Genomic DNA, 15,425 nt, shown 5'->3' on the forward strand with positions numbered 1-15,425 from the left:
TCAGTTTTGTGTTAACATATCTCAGGACGACTCATTATTTTCTCTTGGTAAATTTTAAAAAAATGATATACAACTAATACTTTTTTATGAAAGGTATCGTGATATGTTTCTTAGCTGTTTAGCATCACAGGCATCACTAGCATAGTTACACTTTCTCCTTCATCCAATCCATCTGTAGGTGTTAGGATTCCCGCTCGATTAGGTAATGACATTTCTAATTGTACATCATCTGTATTTAAATTATTAAGCATTTCACTTAAAAATCGAGAGTTAAATCCAATCTGCATATCATCACCTTGATAATCACAGGTAAGACGTTCTTCTGCTTTGTTAGAGTAGTCGATGTCTTCTGCGGATATATTTAATTCTGCTCCTGCGATTTTGAGACGCACCTGATGGGTAGTTTTATTAGAAAATATAGAAACCCTGCGTACAGAATTTAAAAACTGTACTCGTGAAATTGTTAACTTGTTGGGATTCTCTTTTGGAATCACTGCTTCATAGTTTGGATATTTCCCATCAATTAATCTACAAATCAGTTGTGTATCATCAAATGTAAACTTAGCGTTAGAATCGTTATATTCTATTAATACTTCTGTCTCACTACCGGCTAATATCCCTTTTAACAGATTCAATGGTTTTTTTGGCATAATAAATTCAGCCGCTTGAGAAGCTTTTACATCTTCTCTTGTATATTTTACTAGTTTATGAGCATCTGTTGCTACAAAAGTTAATCCTTCTGTAGAAAATTGAAAGAATACACCGCTCATCACTGGTCGTAAATCATCATTACCTGTAGCAAAAATAGTTTTACTTATAGCTGTGGCAAGGATATCACCTAACAAATTGGTAGCGCTGGGATCTTCTACCTCTACTGCTTTAGGAAACTCTTCTCCATCAGCATAGGCTAATGCATACTTACCATGATTAGAACTGATCTCAATGGTATTATTATCTCCAACTACAAAGGTAAGGGGTTGCTCTGGAAACGTTTTTAGTGTTTCTAGAAGTAATTTTGCCGGTACCGCTATAATTCCTGTATCAGAAGATTCTACATCCAGTTTGGCAGACATTGTAGTCTCCAGATCAGATGCAGATACGTGTAAAGAATTATTATCTAATTCAAATAAAAAATTATCTAAAATAGGTAAGGTGTTACTGTTATTAATTACGCCGCCTAATACCTGAAGTTGCTTTAATAAATAGGAACTGGATACAATAAATTTCATCGGTTTATATGTGTGATTTTTCTATTATTATACTTAAAAATAGCTTTTAGTACGATGGTATATGCGATTATAAAATCAAGTCAATCCTGACATAAGTTTTATAGTGTACCATTATTTGTATGATAGCTATTGCAAAATTAAGAGACAAAGATAATTGTAATGCTTAAGGATTTTGGTATGTCAAAAACTATAGTTATTAACAAAGAAGGAGGAGTTATTGACTATATTTTGTAATTGTTATCTCTCAGGTACTATTTAGGAAATTGACGTGTTTTATTAATCAAATTGTCCGTATAATGTGCCTTATGTTTTGGAGTAGAAAAACGTTTTTTATTATAAGATTGAGATGCTCCTTTTGGAATAGATAATGATTGCCAGTTTTCTCCACAACACATTTTTCCTATAAACACTATCTGACCAATATGATACGCGTAATGTGCCAACTGTCTGTTAATGGCCTCGGTAATACTATGTTCGATATTTCTGATATAAATGGGTTGTTCAAAATTTAGTTCATTGATACTATCTAACGCTTCAAATAAGCATTGCCAACCTTCTTCCCATATCTCGATTAACTCTTCTTTTGTTTGAATATCATTTTCGAATTCTTCATCTCGGCTCCGCCATTCTTTTTCTCCATCTGTGGTTAAAAAATTGGTCCAGCGGGATTTCATATTTCCCCATAAGTGCTTTATAATGATGGCTATACTATTGCTGTTATCATCATATTGCCAGAATAGTTGCTTATCAGGAGTTTGATCTATGGTGTTTTGACCTAATGATTTATAGTATAGAAATTGCTTTTTGATGCCATCAAGATAGGTTACAGAATTCATGTCGGTTTATTTTATATGAGTCTATGATAATGTAAGCTAATAATACGATTCTTTTTCTATTATTTCTTCATTATAAAGTCTGTTTTGATTTTCAAAGCCTTGATAACATATCTCTATATATTTTGATATAGATAAAAAATTACAGATTTTGATATATAAAGATTCAAAACAAAAATATCTTGAACGGTATTACCTATGAATTAAACCGTATACTTTCTTCTTCTAAAGAATAAGAATAAAAATCCAAAAATCCCCAAAAGAATTAATGGAACGATCATATTGATGACTTGCCAAAAAACCTTGTTATCTACTACCTTCTTGATATCCAAAAAGGCTACTTGTATTTCTTTGCCTCTTACCTCTACAAGGCCGGAATCATCTAATAAGTAATTTATGGTATTTAGTAAGAATTCTTTATTTCCATATTGTAAGTTCATATAGGGGTCATAGCCCAAAGCAACAGGTTGTCCTTTTCTAACCCCATTTTTAATAACATCCCCATCAGCAATGACAACCATTTTTGTAGTCAGACTAGTGTCACGCATGCTGTCAGTTTTAAAAGGTTTTACACGATTCTCATAGGCAGATGTAAATGTACCTTCTAATAAAACGGCAAGGGCGTGATTGCCTTTTTTATAACTGGCAATATCAGGTTTTTGTTTAATAATATCCAGACGAACTTCTTTAGGAACTCCTTCTAATTTTGATTGATCAGAGCTGGTAAGTAAAATAGTCTTTTTCACATCATTTTGAAGGGTATCAATCTGATTAGAAAATTCAAATTTTACAGATTCTATATTTTTTACAATAGGATGGTTACTGTTGCTTTTTGTCAAAGAAGCATAAAACCATGGATACGGTGTAAACTGGGTGTCATTACCTTGACCAGAAGCAAGCATGATAGGAGCAGAGTAGAGGTCATTAACCAGTACCGGGTTAATCCTTACACCATAAGAGAATAAAGCGTCTCCCAATCGTAGGTCCTGCATGAATGCAACAGTTGATCCCTTAGCGGTTGGTGTAAACAAACTATCTATTTCCATACCAACGGATTCTAGTAGCCACAGAGATTTACCTCCGTTCATAATAAATTGATCTAATACATATTTCTCCTTTTCAGAAAAAGCTTCCGTAGGTTTAGCATTAATGACCATATCAAATTTTTGCAATTCTTGCAAGGTCTTTTCTGGATTTGCTGCTACAGAGTCTAAGGTAAAAGCACCTAGGAAATAATATTCTTGAAGGGTTTTGATAAAATCGGCAACTCTTACGTCTGGTAACTGACCATTTCCTCGTAAAACAGCAATTTTTTTCTTTTTTGGCTGGATTAGTTTTTTTAAGGCGTCCGCAAAAACATATTCTAATTGCTGAATAGAATTCTGAACGCGCTCCTCTGTAGTCGCACCCATTGTGTTTTTTACTAAAGCTACTTTTACACTACGATTTTGATAATTCATAATCGCCCAAGGTACTACAGTTTCTATTTCAGTTTTACCACTTTCCTGTACACTTACCTCCATAGGAGTAAGTCCCAGACGTTGGAGTTCTGTTAACGTTTCTTTTCTGAATTCCTCTTCCTCGATCGGATTTGTAAAAATATATTGAATTTTTGGGTTCATGGAGTTGAACTCCTCCAATAACTGTTTAGTCTCACCTTGTAGCTTTCTGAATTCTGATGGAAAATTACCTTCTAATAATACATCAATAGTCACAGGTATTTCTAATTCTTTGAGAAGTTGTACGGTTGCTTCAGATAAGGTAAACCGATGATCCTGAGTAAGGTCAAAGCGCTTATATATTGAGTTTCCTGTAATGTTCAATATGATAACAGTAATTATTGCTATTCCTCCCAGTTTTAGAAGGGTGATAATAGTTCTTTTCTTTATTGCAAGTATAGTTAAAAAAGTAAATAAGAAGATAAGACTAATAAAATATAGTATATCTCTACTATCTACAATTCCTTGACTAATACGTTCATAGTGCAATTGCACCCCTATTTGTTCAATTATATAATCTATAGTGCCTAATAATTGGTAATCTGCCAACCCACTGAACCCAAAATAGAATAAAAAACAAAGAAATAAAGAAATCAAAAAGGCTACGATTTGATTATTAGTAATAGCAGAAGAAAAAGTACCAATAGCAGTATAGGTTGCACTAAGTAGAAGTAATGCTATGTAAGACCCCAACGTACTTCCTACATCAAGATTACCAGAGGGGCTTCCTAATTGATAGATCGTAATGATATATAAAATACTAGGAATAAGGGCAATGATAATGAGGAAGAAACTGCCTAGATATTTTCCAATAATTAATTGCCAATGCTTTATAGGTTTATTTAGTAATAATTCTAGTGTACCTTGTTTCTTTTCTTCAGAAATACTGCGCATAGTAATTGCAGGAATAAGAAATAATAAAATCCATGGTGCTATCTGAAAAAATGGAGACAGATCAGCAAAGCCACTATCCAGGATGTTAAATTGTCCTTTGAATACCCATAAGAAAAGTCCATTAAGGATTAAAAATATTCCAATGACCAGATATCCTACTGCCGAGGCAAAGAAGGTGTTTATTTCTTTTTGTATGACTGCAAGCATTCTTTGTTTAATTATGAGTTAAGAGTTGAGGCAATGAATTTTATATGATGGGTTGTATTGAAAATATGTTGGGTAACCATAGAAAATTTAATCTTAGCATTGTTACATTTTATAGTGACCGTTTCTTTAATTACAGATCTCTTTAGTACTCCAGGCTTCTGGTTTTTGATTAAATTTACTTTTTGTATTTGCCCAGACTTCTTTAAATAACGAAGAGTTTCTATAGTTATTGAGGTGTTGTTCAGTTTCCCAATGACTATAAGTGAAAAATTGATTAATTTGAGACGTATCTCTAATTAATTTGAGATGTGAACAACCATCAAAGTTTTTTATTTTACTTTTATTTTTTTCAAATATTTCTAAAAATGCATCGATTTGTTCTGGTAAGAACCCCATTTTTACAATACGTATGATCATCTAATTATATTTTAAAGGTGCCCAAGTTACAAAGTTCTTTTAGTTTTCAATATTTTATTTTTGACTTCGTGATGGTGTTATTTTTTACTACGGATAAAATAAGAGAATATTTTTATTCAAAATTAATACTCACAGTATCCCTGTAGCGCAATCCAAAAAGGCTCGAAGCACCGCCTACAGTTTTAGGGTTACTTTTATAAATTGCTAATTCTAAATAATCAGAAGAATTAAAAATAGCTAATTTTTTACCATCTTCTTCTCGTTTGCTTTTTTCAATTTCAAAATTTATAGCATCACTATATCGATCATATATAGTATAAAAAAAGGCACTTCTGGCTGTAATTTTGAATGTTCGTCCTTTCCCTATTTTTTCAAAAAGTTTTCTTTTGATATTGGTAACTAAATTACCATAGTTATCAATATATATGATACTCCCTACAATTTGCTTATCTCCCAGATTAACGATAGGGGTAATACCTTTGATCATTTTAATATCTGTCACCGTTTTTCCTATGACTTCTAATGTTCCTCCTCTGGCAATGTGACACGCTACGGTAACAAATACATCAAGTACGGGAAAATTAGTGCCTCTTGTTCCATGAATATTAATTTCTACCATTTTTTCAGGTCGAAACTCTGATGCTATTAATGAGATTAATCCATTATTAGCACAAATAAAATAATGGTCATCCAGTTTTACTGCAATATGTTTATTCTCTGCGTGTAGTTCACTATCAATACCTATAATATGGATACTGCCTTTTGGAAAATTTTTATAAGCATTCTGAATAATGTAAGCAGCCTCAATAATATGAAACGGTGAAATCTCATGAGAAACATCAACAATTCTAGCTTCAGGGAGTTCTGTGTAAATAGCACCTTTTACAGCAGAGACAAAGTGATCTTTGATTCCGAAATCTGTGGTTAAAGTGATTATTGACATGGATAAGAATTGTTAATATCTTTTAATATTTGGCACTTAAAAATATGTAAATTTGTTACAAGGTTACTTAATTTTCGTAGGTAGAATCAAATGTGATATTTGAGTTTTAATATAAACTGTTTTGAAACTTACTAGTAAGTTCATAATCAGTATATTTTATACTTAGTTTTTCATTTTTGATTTCCCTGCAAAAAATTGACCAACGATAGCAAACTTAGTCAATCCTAAAAACAATTCATACTAAAAACTTATATAGCTTTTGAACGAACTTATTATAGAACTTACAGAAATTAATCCGAGAGAGTTTTTCGGAGATCAGAATAGTAACATTCAATTATTAAAAAAATATTTTCCTAAACTAAAAATTGTTGCCAGAGGTAGTAAGATAAAAGTATATGGCGAAGAAGAATTACTGGAGGAGTTTGATATAAGACTTAATATGCTATTAGAACATTTTGCTAAGTATAATAAGTTAGATGAGAATGTAATCGAGCGTGTTCTTACCAGCGAAAGTAAAGCAGATTATGAGACTTCGGATATCAGTGGAGCCACTCTCGTTCATGGAGTAGGAGGCAAGTTGATCAAAGCTCAGACGGCTAATCAGCGAAAGTTAGTAGAGTTAATGACTAAAAATGATATGGTTTTTGCCATAGGACCCGCAGGAACAGGAAAAACCTATACGGGTGTGGCATTGGCGATCAAAGCTTTGAAAGAAAAGCAGGTAAAGCGCATTATTCTAACCCGTCCCGCTGTAGAAGCAGGAGAAAATCTTGGGTTTTTACCGGGTGATCTAAAAGAAAAACTGGATCCGTATATGCAACCACTATACGATGCATTACGGGATATGATTCCTAATGAAAAGCTAGAAAGTTTTATCGAAAAAGGAACGATACAAATAGCCCCAATGGCATTTATGCGGGGTAGAACACTAGACAATGCTTTTGTGATTCTGGATGAAGCACAGAATACAACGCACGCACAAATGAAGATGTTTTTAACCCGTATGGGTAAAAATGCAAAGTTTATGATTACTGGGGATCCCGGACAGATTGATTTGCCACGCAGAGTCACTTCTGGATTAAAAGAAGCATTGCTTGTACTTAAAGGAGTAGCAGGAATTGGTGTAATTCATTTGGATGACAAAGATGTGATACGTCACAAACTAGTCAAAAAAGTAATAGCTGCTTATAAAGAAATAGAAAATAGAAATGACTAAAATGAATACTAAGGATTAGGTCAAAAAATAAATCTTTAGAACTAGAAATCAAAAACGAGAAATTCTCAGCATACTAATGAATACTATAACAGCTACAAATTATAATTTTCCCGGACAACAATCAGTATATAAAGGGAAAGTAAGAGAAGTATATACCATTAATAATGATCTGTTGGTTATGATTGCTACCGATCGATTGTCTGCTTTTGATGTAGTCATGCCAAAAGGAATTCCGTTTAAGGGGCAAATCTTAAACCAAATTGCTACAAAAATGATGAAGGCAACAGAAGATTTAGTGCCAAATTGGTTGATTGCTACTCCGGATCCTAATGTGGCGGTAGGACATCTATGTGAGCCTTTTAAAGTAGAAATGGTGATCAGAGGGTATTTGTCAGGTCATGCGGCGAGAGAATATAAAGCAGGGAAGAGAATATTATGTGGTGTACCGATGCCAGAAGGAATGAAAGAAAACGATAAGTTTCCTGAACCAATTATTACGCCGTCTACAAAAGCTGATAATGGAGCCCACGATGAAGATATTACCAGATCTGAAATTCTTTCTGAGAATATAGTTTCTGAAGAAGATTATTTAGTATTAGAAGAGTATACATATAAATTATTTCAGAGAGGTACAGAAATAGCAGCAGAACAAGGGTTGATTTTGGTAGATACCAAGTATGAGTTCGGAAAAACAAAAGATGGAAAAATAGTATTGATAGATGAGATTCATACCCCTGATTCTTCACGTTATTTTTATGTTGATGGGTATGAAGAAAGACAGGAGAATAATGAGCCACAGAAACAATTATCAAAGGAGTTTGTACGCCAATGGTTAATTAGTAACGGTTTTCAGGGAAAAGAAGGACAGCAAATCCCAGAGATGACGGATTCCTATATAATTTCAGTCTCGGAGCGATATATCGAGCTTTATGAAAAAATTACCGGAGAAAAATTTCAAAAAGCTGAAGTGTCTAACGTAGAAGAGCGAATCAAAGACAATGTATTAACCTATTTAAAATAATTCAAATTCAATAAAGAAGGAGGATATCATTTATATAATGGTAGATTGTCCTAAGTGAAGGTTTTCAAAATTGATATTAGAGTCTTCAGGGTTTAGGATATAATCATAAATAAAGTCTCCAACTTTCTGAGTTGATAATGGATTATTTGGATTTAGATCTGGAGTAGTAAGTTTTAACTCCAATGATTTATTGATTGCTATTTTAATAGCGTATGCCTCTTTGATCAGCCCAAAATGCTCTAGCAACATAGCAGCAGATAGAATGGAAGCTATGGGGTTAGCAATTCCCTTGTTGGTTGCCTGAGAATAAGAGCCATGAATGGGTTCAAACATACAGTTGGTATCGCCTATAGACGCTGAAGCTAATAATCCTATAGACCCAACGATCACGCAGGCTTCATCAGAAATGATATTACCAAACATATTTTCTGTGAGTATTACATCAAATTGTCTTGGATTAACAATAATTTGTACCGCTGTATTATCTACGTATAAAAGGTTAAGTGTAACATCTTTATAATCGTGAGAAATTTCTTTGACGACTTTTCTCCATAAACGTGAGGTTTCTAAAATATTCGCTTTATCAACTAATGTTAGCTTTTTTCGTCTTTTTTGAGCAGCTTTAAACGCTAAATGTGCAACACGCTCAATTTCTGCTCGTGAGTATTCGCATAGATCAGAAGCTTTGGTTGCATCCTCATTTACTTTTTTTTCACCATAATAAATTCCGCTAGATAATTCTCTGTAAATCAGGATATCTGTACCTTTAATTACCTCTCGTTTTAATGGAGATTTATTAATTAGGTTTTCATAGGCGATTACGGGTCTGATATTAGCATATAATCCCAATTCTTTACGAAGCTTTAATAAACCTTTTTCTGGTCTGATAACAGCAGTGGGATTATGGTCATATGTAGGAGTGCCAATACAACCGAATAAGGTCGCATCTGCATTGAGGCATATCTGTAAAGTTTCATCTGGTAACGGATTACCTGTTTGATCAATAGCTACTCCTCCAATCAGTGCTTCTTTAAAAGTAAATACATGATCAAAACGATGCGCTATAGCTTCTAATACTTTTACAGCTTGCGCAGTAACTTCTGGTCCGATTCCGTCTCCGGATAATACAGCAATATCTAATTTCATAAGAGGGATGTATAGAAAAGAAGATGAAAACAATAAATCTAAGTATAGTAAAGATACCTAATTCCTTTTTATCTCTTTAGTGATATGCTTATATTTTATGCAGTTACAGTTGTGGGTACATTAAGAGTACTCATTATTTGATGAATATCTTCGTCAAGTACTTCTTTTTTCTTGTCAGCATAGGTTAAGAATTCTTTATACACATCATCTAACTGTAGTTTGGTTAATTCGTACCCTACTTTTTTAGCTCTGTATGCTAATGCAGCTCTTCCACTTCTAGCGGTAAGTACAATAGCTGATTCTGTGACGCCCACTTCTGTAGGGTCAATGATTTCATATGTTTCTCTATTCTTGATAACGCCATCCTGATGAATACCAGAACTATGAGCAAAAGCATTAGCTCCTACGATTGCTTTATTGGGTTGTACAAACATGCCCATGCTATCCGATACCATAAGACTGGTGTCGTATAGTAGTTTAGCATTAATATCTGTATGTAAGTCTAGATATGGGTGTTGTTTCATAATCATTACTACCTCTTCTAGCGCAGTATTTCCTGCACGTTCTCCAATACCATTGATAGTACATTCGATCTGTCTGGCACCATTAATCACTCCTGCAATAGAATTGGCAGTGGCTAATCCCAGATCATTATGGCAGTGGCAAGAGATAATTACGTTATCAATACCCTTTACATTTTCTTTTAAGTATTTTATTTTTGCACCATACTCTTCTGGCAAACAATATCCTGTGGTGTCAGGAATATTAAGTACAGTGGCACCAGCTTTTATCATAGCCTCACAGACTCGTGCCAGAAATTCATTATCAGTACGTCCAGCATCTTCAGCATAGAACTCTACGTCTTCTACAAAAGATTTAGCATATTTGACCGCAGCAATACCACGTTCAATTACTTTCTCCTGAGTAGAATTAAATTTATATTTAATATGTGACTCAGAGGTTCCTATTCCTGTATGTATTCTTGGTCGTTTTGCAAATTTAAGGGCTTCTGCAGCAACTTTAATGTCATTTTCTACAGCTCTGGTAAGTCCGCAAACGGTAGCATTCTTAACTATTTTAGCAATTTCATTCACAGAGGTAAAATCTCCCGGACTGGATACAGGAAACCCTGCTTCGATAATATCAACACCTAATAGATCTAATCGCTCTGCTATAACTAATTTTTGATTTGTATTTAATTTGCAGCCTGGGACTTGCTCTCCATCTCTTAAGGTAGTATCAAATATTTGGACTTTATTATCGCTCATAGGGATTCTATCAATTATTAGTTTAGTGCTCTGCTTTTAAATGAATATCTTTAAAAAAAAATCTTAAGATATTATTAGTAATCTCTAACGAATTTATATTTTAGGAATTCAAAAAGAAGGTATTTAGCTACATTTTTTACAATGCTGAAATGTTTTAATTAAAACATAACATTCTTTTAATCAATTAATTATAATACGTTTCTTACAATGACTAATGATCAAAAAGATCCTTTGTTTGTTTTAGTAAAGTCACTTTCTAAGTCAGAAAAGCGACAATTTAAGGTCTATGTTGGACGATTAGGAGTCAATTCAGATTCAAAATTTTTAGCGCTTTTTAATCATTTAGATAAAAATGAATCGTTAAATGAAGAGCTTATTGTGTCTAAGGGAATCGTGACAAAGCTTCAGATTTCAAATTTGAAAGCTCATCTATACAAACAGATTTTAATAAGTCTTAGGCTAAGTCCATTACATCAAAATATTAGGTCTCAGATTAGAGAACAACTTGATTTTGCTACTATACTATATCATAAAGGGTTGTACAAACAAAGTCTTAAGATTTTAGATAAGGCTAAAACCTTGGCTAAAGAAAATGAAGAGCATAATATTGCTTATGAAATCGTAGAATTAGAAAAGATTATAGAAACCCAATATATTACCAGAAGTATTAATACGCGTGCAGATGAGTTAACCCTAGAGGCTAAAGCATTGAGTATGAAAAATGTTTTGACGAGTAAGTTGTCTAATCTATCTCTTCAGTTATACGGATTGATGCTTAAATCAGGATACGTAAGAAATGATAAAGAGCATAAAGAAATCACTACGTATTTTGAAAGTAAATTACCAAAGTATGAATGGGAATTACTAGGTTTTAGAGAAAAATTATGGTTATACAAAGCGCATCTCTGGTATAGTTTTATTGTTCAGGATTTTTTAGCGTGTTATAAATATTCTAAAAAATGGGTTGATCTGTTTTATGAAAACCCACACATGATTATTTTGAATCCCGTATTTTTTTTAAGAGGGAATCATTATTTGTTAGAATCTCTGTTTTTGATACAAGATAAAACTCAATTAATGGTAAGATTATCCCGGTTCGAAAAGACGATAGTATCTGCTGATTTTCCAAAGGACGATAATATAGAAGTTCTTTCGTTTCAATTTGTGTATAATAATAAATTAAATGTTCATTTTCTGGAAGGTACATTTGATGCAGGCGAATATCTGGTGGATGAGATAATCAATGGTATTTCTGCATACAAAAATAGATTGGATGATCATCATATCATGGTATTATATTATAAAATAGCGTGTCTGTATTTTGGGATGGCTAATCATAAAAAATGCATTGAATACCTGACAAAGATTATTTCGAATAAGTCGCTAAAAATGCGAGAAGATTTAATGTGTTTTTCAAGAGTATTGAGTTTGGTTTCACATTATGAAGCAGGTATGGATTATCATCTTGAAACCCAACTAAAGGAAACCTATAGATTCTTAATCAAAATGGATGAATTACACGAGGTACAAAAGGAAATGATTAAATTTCTCAAAAATTTAGGAGAAATTTTTCCTCATCAGATTAAAGATGAATTTAGAAAGCTTCATAAAACCTTAAAACAATACGAGAATCACCCTTATGAAAAAAGAGCATTTTTGTATCTAGATATTTTGTCTTGGTTAGAGAGTAATATCGAAGGCAGGCCTGTTGCTGAAATTATTAAAGAAAAGTCTAAAAAGTTGTTGAGATAATTTTTAGTTGCAAACCAATTGTCCTATCAATTTATTCTTTAAACACACTGCGAATTTTTGATGATTGGATAGCGTCCTTATCTAGTAGTGATTCTCTTTTTCTGATGAATTGTGGTTCAAACCATTTTTTGTAAATAAAAAACTCAATAAGAGGAACAATCATAAGGAGAATTAAAAAGATGAGAAGTGATTTTATCAGTCCGTGATATTGTGTTGATAAAAAATGATGACACCAAATATCTAATTTTTCCAGAATAATTTTTTCTAAATCCTGATGTCCTACTGTAAGTAAAAAGTCCATTCCAGCGCTATATTGTTCATAAGGTAATGCTTCTGAAATATCAATATGTCCTTTTCCTGCAGATGCCAGCATGCCATAGATAGCAGCTTTGTAGACATCTTGTCCATAATTTTCTATAAGATATTTAGATAATTTATTTTTTGTAGTATTAAGAAAAGAGCTTCCGGTATCATATTGTGCCATTTGGGCTTCAAAACCATATAAAAACACTTCAGAATCTGATTTAGTTTCTGAGGCAAATGTTTGGATCAATCTTATAAACTTATCTTTTTCTAGATCATTTTTAAAGAATTGTTGCATAGTTCCTTGGTAAACCCCTTGTACTATAGCAGGTCTTTCTTTATCAAGTATTTTGTACACTCCTCTAATAAAACCCCATTGCCCTAGAATATACAAAATGCCAACAAAGAGAATCGGTATGTATAATTTCACCGCCCAATTATAATATCTCGGTACTCTGGTAAGAATTCCTTTTCTATATAAAATGATACAATATATAAGAGCTATTATGAAACCTAGAAATAAAAACAAGATCGTATTAAGAAGTAAAGTTCCAGAATGAGGTAATACGATGTCCCGTATAATACTCCAGATGAAACGCCAATCAATAGTATTTAAATATTCTAAGGATGTTTCCACGTTATTTTGTTCTTTTTGATATTAGTATAATAAATAGTCGTTTTGTTACTTTTCTGTTATATAAAAGTAGGTTTTTTCTACCATCACTTGATTTATTTTCTTTTTTTTACTCTGATTAAAATGATATCCATTTTTTTTACAAGTTTTTATTGGTATAACAATGCCACGTTTAACTTTGTATAATTTTCTTAAGTTTTGGGATGCCCTTGAACTTAAAAAGATGGTATTTATATTTGTTGCGTAATCAATAAGCTGTTTTAAAATCAAATAATACGGATATTATAGCTTTTAGATACAAAAGAAAGTAGGTAAGTACTATCTATAATAACTTCTTCTACTATTAATATGTCTTAAGTATAAATAATGTTACGTTTTTTAGTGTCTTTTTATACCTATAAAGTGGATATAAGTAGTATCAAACAATTATATTGAATACTTTTGATAAAAAAAATTGCAAACAAAACAACACATACGTAATCTCCTCGAACTAAATTTTGCAATGCTTTTGATAAGTACTTCTGGAGCATTGGGCAGATATATTGATATGCCAGTGCCTGTTACTATTTGTTTTAGAGCAATCTTAGCCGGTGTTTTACTTTTTATTTTTTGTAAATGGAAAAAAATATCTTTTAAAATTGCTTCAAAAGACAGAGTGACCATTATAACGGGAGGTGTTTTAATGGGGGTGCATTGGGTTACGTATTTTTATGCATTAAAATTATCCAATGTAGCGATTGGGATGTTATCCTTATTTACGTATCCTGTAATCACCTCTTTTCTGGAGCCCATCTTATTGAAAACTAAATTTCAGAAGATGCATTTAGTTTTGGGAGCACTGGTCTTATTAGGGATTTATTTTTTAGTACCGGATTTTAGTTTTGAAAACACCTATGCAAAAGCGGTAGGAATTGGAATCTTTTCTGCATTTTGCTATGCTTTACGTAATTTGATTATGAAAACTAAAGTTGACACGTATCACGGTTCTATGCTAATGTGGTATCAATTGGTGGTTATTGCCATTTTATTACTGCCTTCTATATTTTTATTAAATCCCACAGGAATTATAGATCAGTGGCATTGGGTACTAGTTTTAGCGCTGGTTACCACCGCTATTGGACATACCTTGTTTTTAGTGAGTTTTAAACAATTTTCTGCTACTACCGCTAGTATTATCAGTAGTATACAACCCGTTTACGGAATTATTATTGGGATTATTTTTTTAAAAGAAATACCCATTTGGACTACATTGGTAGGCGGTAGTCTTATACTCATGGCTGTTGTGATCGAAAGTGTGAGATCCTATAAATAAAAAGTTACTCTATGCAATCGTCCCAAATAGCATCTGATGGTGGCGGCGCAATAATAGTCACAGACTCTTTTTTTACTGGATGGATAAAAGTTAATATGCGGGCATGTAGATGTATACTGCCATCTTTGTTGCTACGATCTGCACCGTATTTTAGATCTCCTTTGATTGTGCACCCTATACTTGATAATTGAGATCGTATTTGATGATGACGACCTGTATGTAGATTTATTTCCAGTAAATAATAATTATTTAATTTTTTAATAAGCGTGTAATCTAAAATAGCTTTTTTGCTGTCAGAAATTTCCTTAGGATATGCGTACGACTTATTTTGTTTTGGATTACGTTTAAGCCAGTGTGTAAGTGTATCACTCTTGGCAGGGGGGTGATTTTTTACCACTGCCCAATATGTTTTTTTTGCTTTCTTATCAGCAAATAATTTATTAAGTCTGGGTAAAGCTTTACTAGTTCTGGCAAAAACAATGATACCGCTAGTAGGGCGATCAAGACGATGCACTACCCCCAGATAGACAGCTCCTGGTTTATTATATTTTTCTGAGATATATTCTTTTACCACTTCACTTAGTGGTTTGTCACCTGTTTTATCTCCTTGTACAATATCCCCGGGTCTTTTGTTGACAGCAATAATATGATTGTCCTCATAAAGGACTTGAAGGTTGGATTTATTTGAAACAATTTTAGAAGGCAATAGTATAATGATATAAAATGGGTTAATCCTTGACGAACAATCAAT

13 protein-coding genes are annotated in these 15,425 nt (G+C 32.8%); 4 read left to right on the forward strand and 9 right to left on the reverse strand.

Going from position 1 to position 15,425, the window contains the following annotated elements; genetic code table 11:
- Positions 1 to 110: 110 nt before the first annotated feature.
- The 5 genes from dnaN to ABD816_RS14115 all read right to left on the reverse strand — a co-directional run bounded on the left by dnaN (position 111) and on the right by ABD816_RS14115 (position 6,022).
- Positions 111 to 1,229 carry a DNA polymerase III subunit beta gene (gene dnaN / locus ABD816_RS14095; RefSeq protein ID WP_344928435.1) on the reverse strand — a complete coding sequence of 373 codons (1,119 nt, stop codon included), beginning with the start codon at positions 1,227 to 1,229 and terminating at the stop codon, positions 111 to 113.
- Between the two features lie 251 nt (positions 1,230 to 1,480).
- Positions 1,481 to 2,065 carry a DUF1572 family protein gene (locus tag ABD816_RS14100; protein ID WP_344928437.1) on the reverse strand — a complete coding sequence of 195 codons (585 nt, stop codon included), beginning with the start codon at positions 2,063 to 2,065 and terminating at the stop codon, positions 1,481 to 1,483.
- Between the two features lie 200 nt (positions 2,066 to 2,265).
- Positions 2,266 to 4,662, reverse strand: a complete 2,397-nt coding sequence (gene gldG / locus ABD816_RS14105; protein ID WP_344928439.1) for a gliding motility-associated ABC transporter substrate-binding protein GldG — start codon at positions 4,660 to 4,662, stop codon at positions 2,266 to 2,268.
- Positions 4,663 to 4,788: 126 nt separating this feature from the next.
- The gene (locus ABD816_RS14110; RefSeq protein WP_344928441.1) at positions 4,789 to 5,079 is read right to left on the reverse strand and encodes a putative quinol monooxygenase; all 291 of its coding nucleotides are present in this window, start codon (positions 5,077 to 5,079) and stop codon (positions 4,789 to 4,791) included.
- A gap of 112 nt (positions 5,080 to 5,191) precedes the next feature.
- Positions 5,192 to 6,022 carry an SAM hydrolase/SAM-dependent halogenase family protein gene (locus tag ABD816_RS14115; protein ID WP_344928442.1) on the reverse strand — a complete coding sequence of 277 codons (831 nt, stop codon included), beginning with the start codon at positions 6,020 to 6,022 and terminating at the stop codon, positions 5,192 to 5,194.
- A 259-nt stretch (positions 6,023 to 6,281) separates the two neighbouring features.
- On the opposite strand from ABD816_RS14115, the gene ABD816_RS14120 reads away from it, so the two are divergent.
- Together ABD816_RS14120 and ABD816_RS14125 are read left to right on the forward strand one after the other, a co-directional pair.
- Positions 6,282 to 7,238 carry a PhoH family protein gene (locus ABD816_RS14120; protein WP_344928444.1) on the forward strand — a complete coding sequence of 319 codons (957 nt, stop codon included), beginning with the start codon at positions 6,282 to 6,284 and terminating at the stop codon, positions 7,236 to 7,238.
- A gap of 76 nt (positions 7,239 to 7,314) precedes the next feature.
- Positions 7,315 to 8,259, forward strand: a complete 945-nt coding sequence (locus ABD816_RS14125) for a phosphoribosylaminoimidazolesuccinocarboxamide synthase (protein WP_344928446.1) — start codon at positions 7,315 to 7,317, stop codon at positions 8,257 to 8,259.
- 30 nt (positions 8,260 to 8,289) lie between these two features.
- Here the strand turns inward: ABD816_RS14125 and leuB are convergent, their stop codons facing one another.
- Together leuB and ABD816_RS14135 are read right to left on the reverse strand one after the other, a co-directional pair.
- Positions 8,290 to 9,405 carry a 3-isopropylmalate dehydrogenase gene (leuB, locus tag ABD816_RS14130; protein ID WP_344928449.1) on the reverse strand — a complete coding sequence of 372 codons (1,116 nt, stop codon included), beginning with the start codon at positions 9,403 to 9,405 and terminating at the stop codon, positions 8,290 to 8,292.
- A gap of 95 nt (positions 9,406 to 9,500) precedes the next feature.
- On the reverse strand, positions 9,501 to 10,673 hold the full coding sequence (locus ABD816_RS14135; protein ID WP_344928450.1) for a 2-isopropylmalate synthase: 1,173 nt from the start codon (positions 10,671 to 10,673) through the stop codon (positions 9,501 to 9,503).
- Between the two features lie 207 nt (positions 10,674 to 10,880).
- On the opposite strand from ABD816_RS14135, the gene ABD816_RS14140 reads away from it, so the two are divergent.
- Positions 10,881 to 12,425 (forward strand): hypothetical protein, encoded by a 1,545-nt coding sequence (locus ABD816_RS14140; protein WP_344928452.1) that lies wholly within the window; start codon positions 10,881 to 10,883, stop codon positions 12,423 to 12,425.
- Between the two features lie 31 nt (positions 12,426 to 12,456).
- Here ABD816_RS14140 and ABD816_RS14145 read toward each other — a convergent pair whose 3' ends face one another.
- The gene (locus ABD816_RS14145) at positions 12,457 to 13,365 is read right to left on the reverse strand and encodes a hypothetical protein (RefSeq protein ID WP_344928454.1); all 909 of its coding nucleotides are present in this window, start codon (positions 13,363 to 13,365) and stop codon (positions 12,457 to 12,459) included.
- 451 nt (positions 13,366 to 13,816) lie between these two features.
- Between ABD816_RS14145 and ABD816_RS14150 the strand changes: the two genes are divergently transcribed.
- Positions 13,817 to 14,674 carry a DMT family transporter gene (locus ABD816_RS14150; protein ID WP_344928456.1) on the forward strand — a complete coding sequence of 286 codons (858 nt, stop codon included), beginning with the start codon at positions 13,817 to 13,819 and terminating at the stop codon, positions 14,672 to 14,674.
- A 4-nt stretch (positions 14,675 to 14,678) separates the two neighbouring features.
- Here the strand turns inward: ABD816_RS14150 and ABD816_RS14155 are convergent, their stop codons facing one another.
- On the reverse strand, positions 14,679 to 15,380 hold the full coding sequence (locus tag ABD816_RS14155) for an RluA family pseudouridine synthase (protein ID WP_344928458.1): 702 nt from the start codon (positions 15,378 to 15,380) through the stop codon (positions 14,679 to 14,681).
- Positions 15,381 to 15,425: the final 45 nt, after the last annotated feature.

This window comes from Aquimarina addita, assembly GCF_039539305.1.
Classification (GTDB): Bacteria; Bacteroidota; Bacteroidia; order Flavobacteriales; family Flavobacteriaceae; genus Aquimarina; species Aquimarina addita.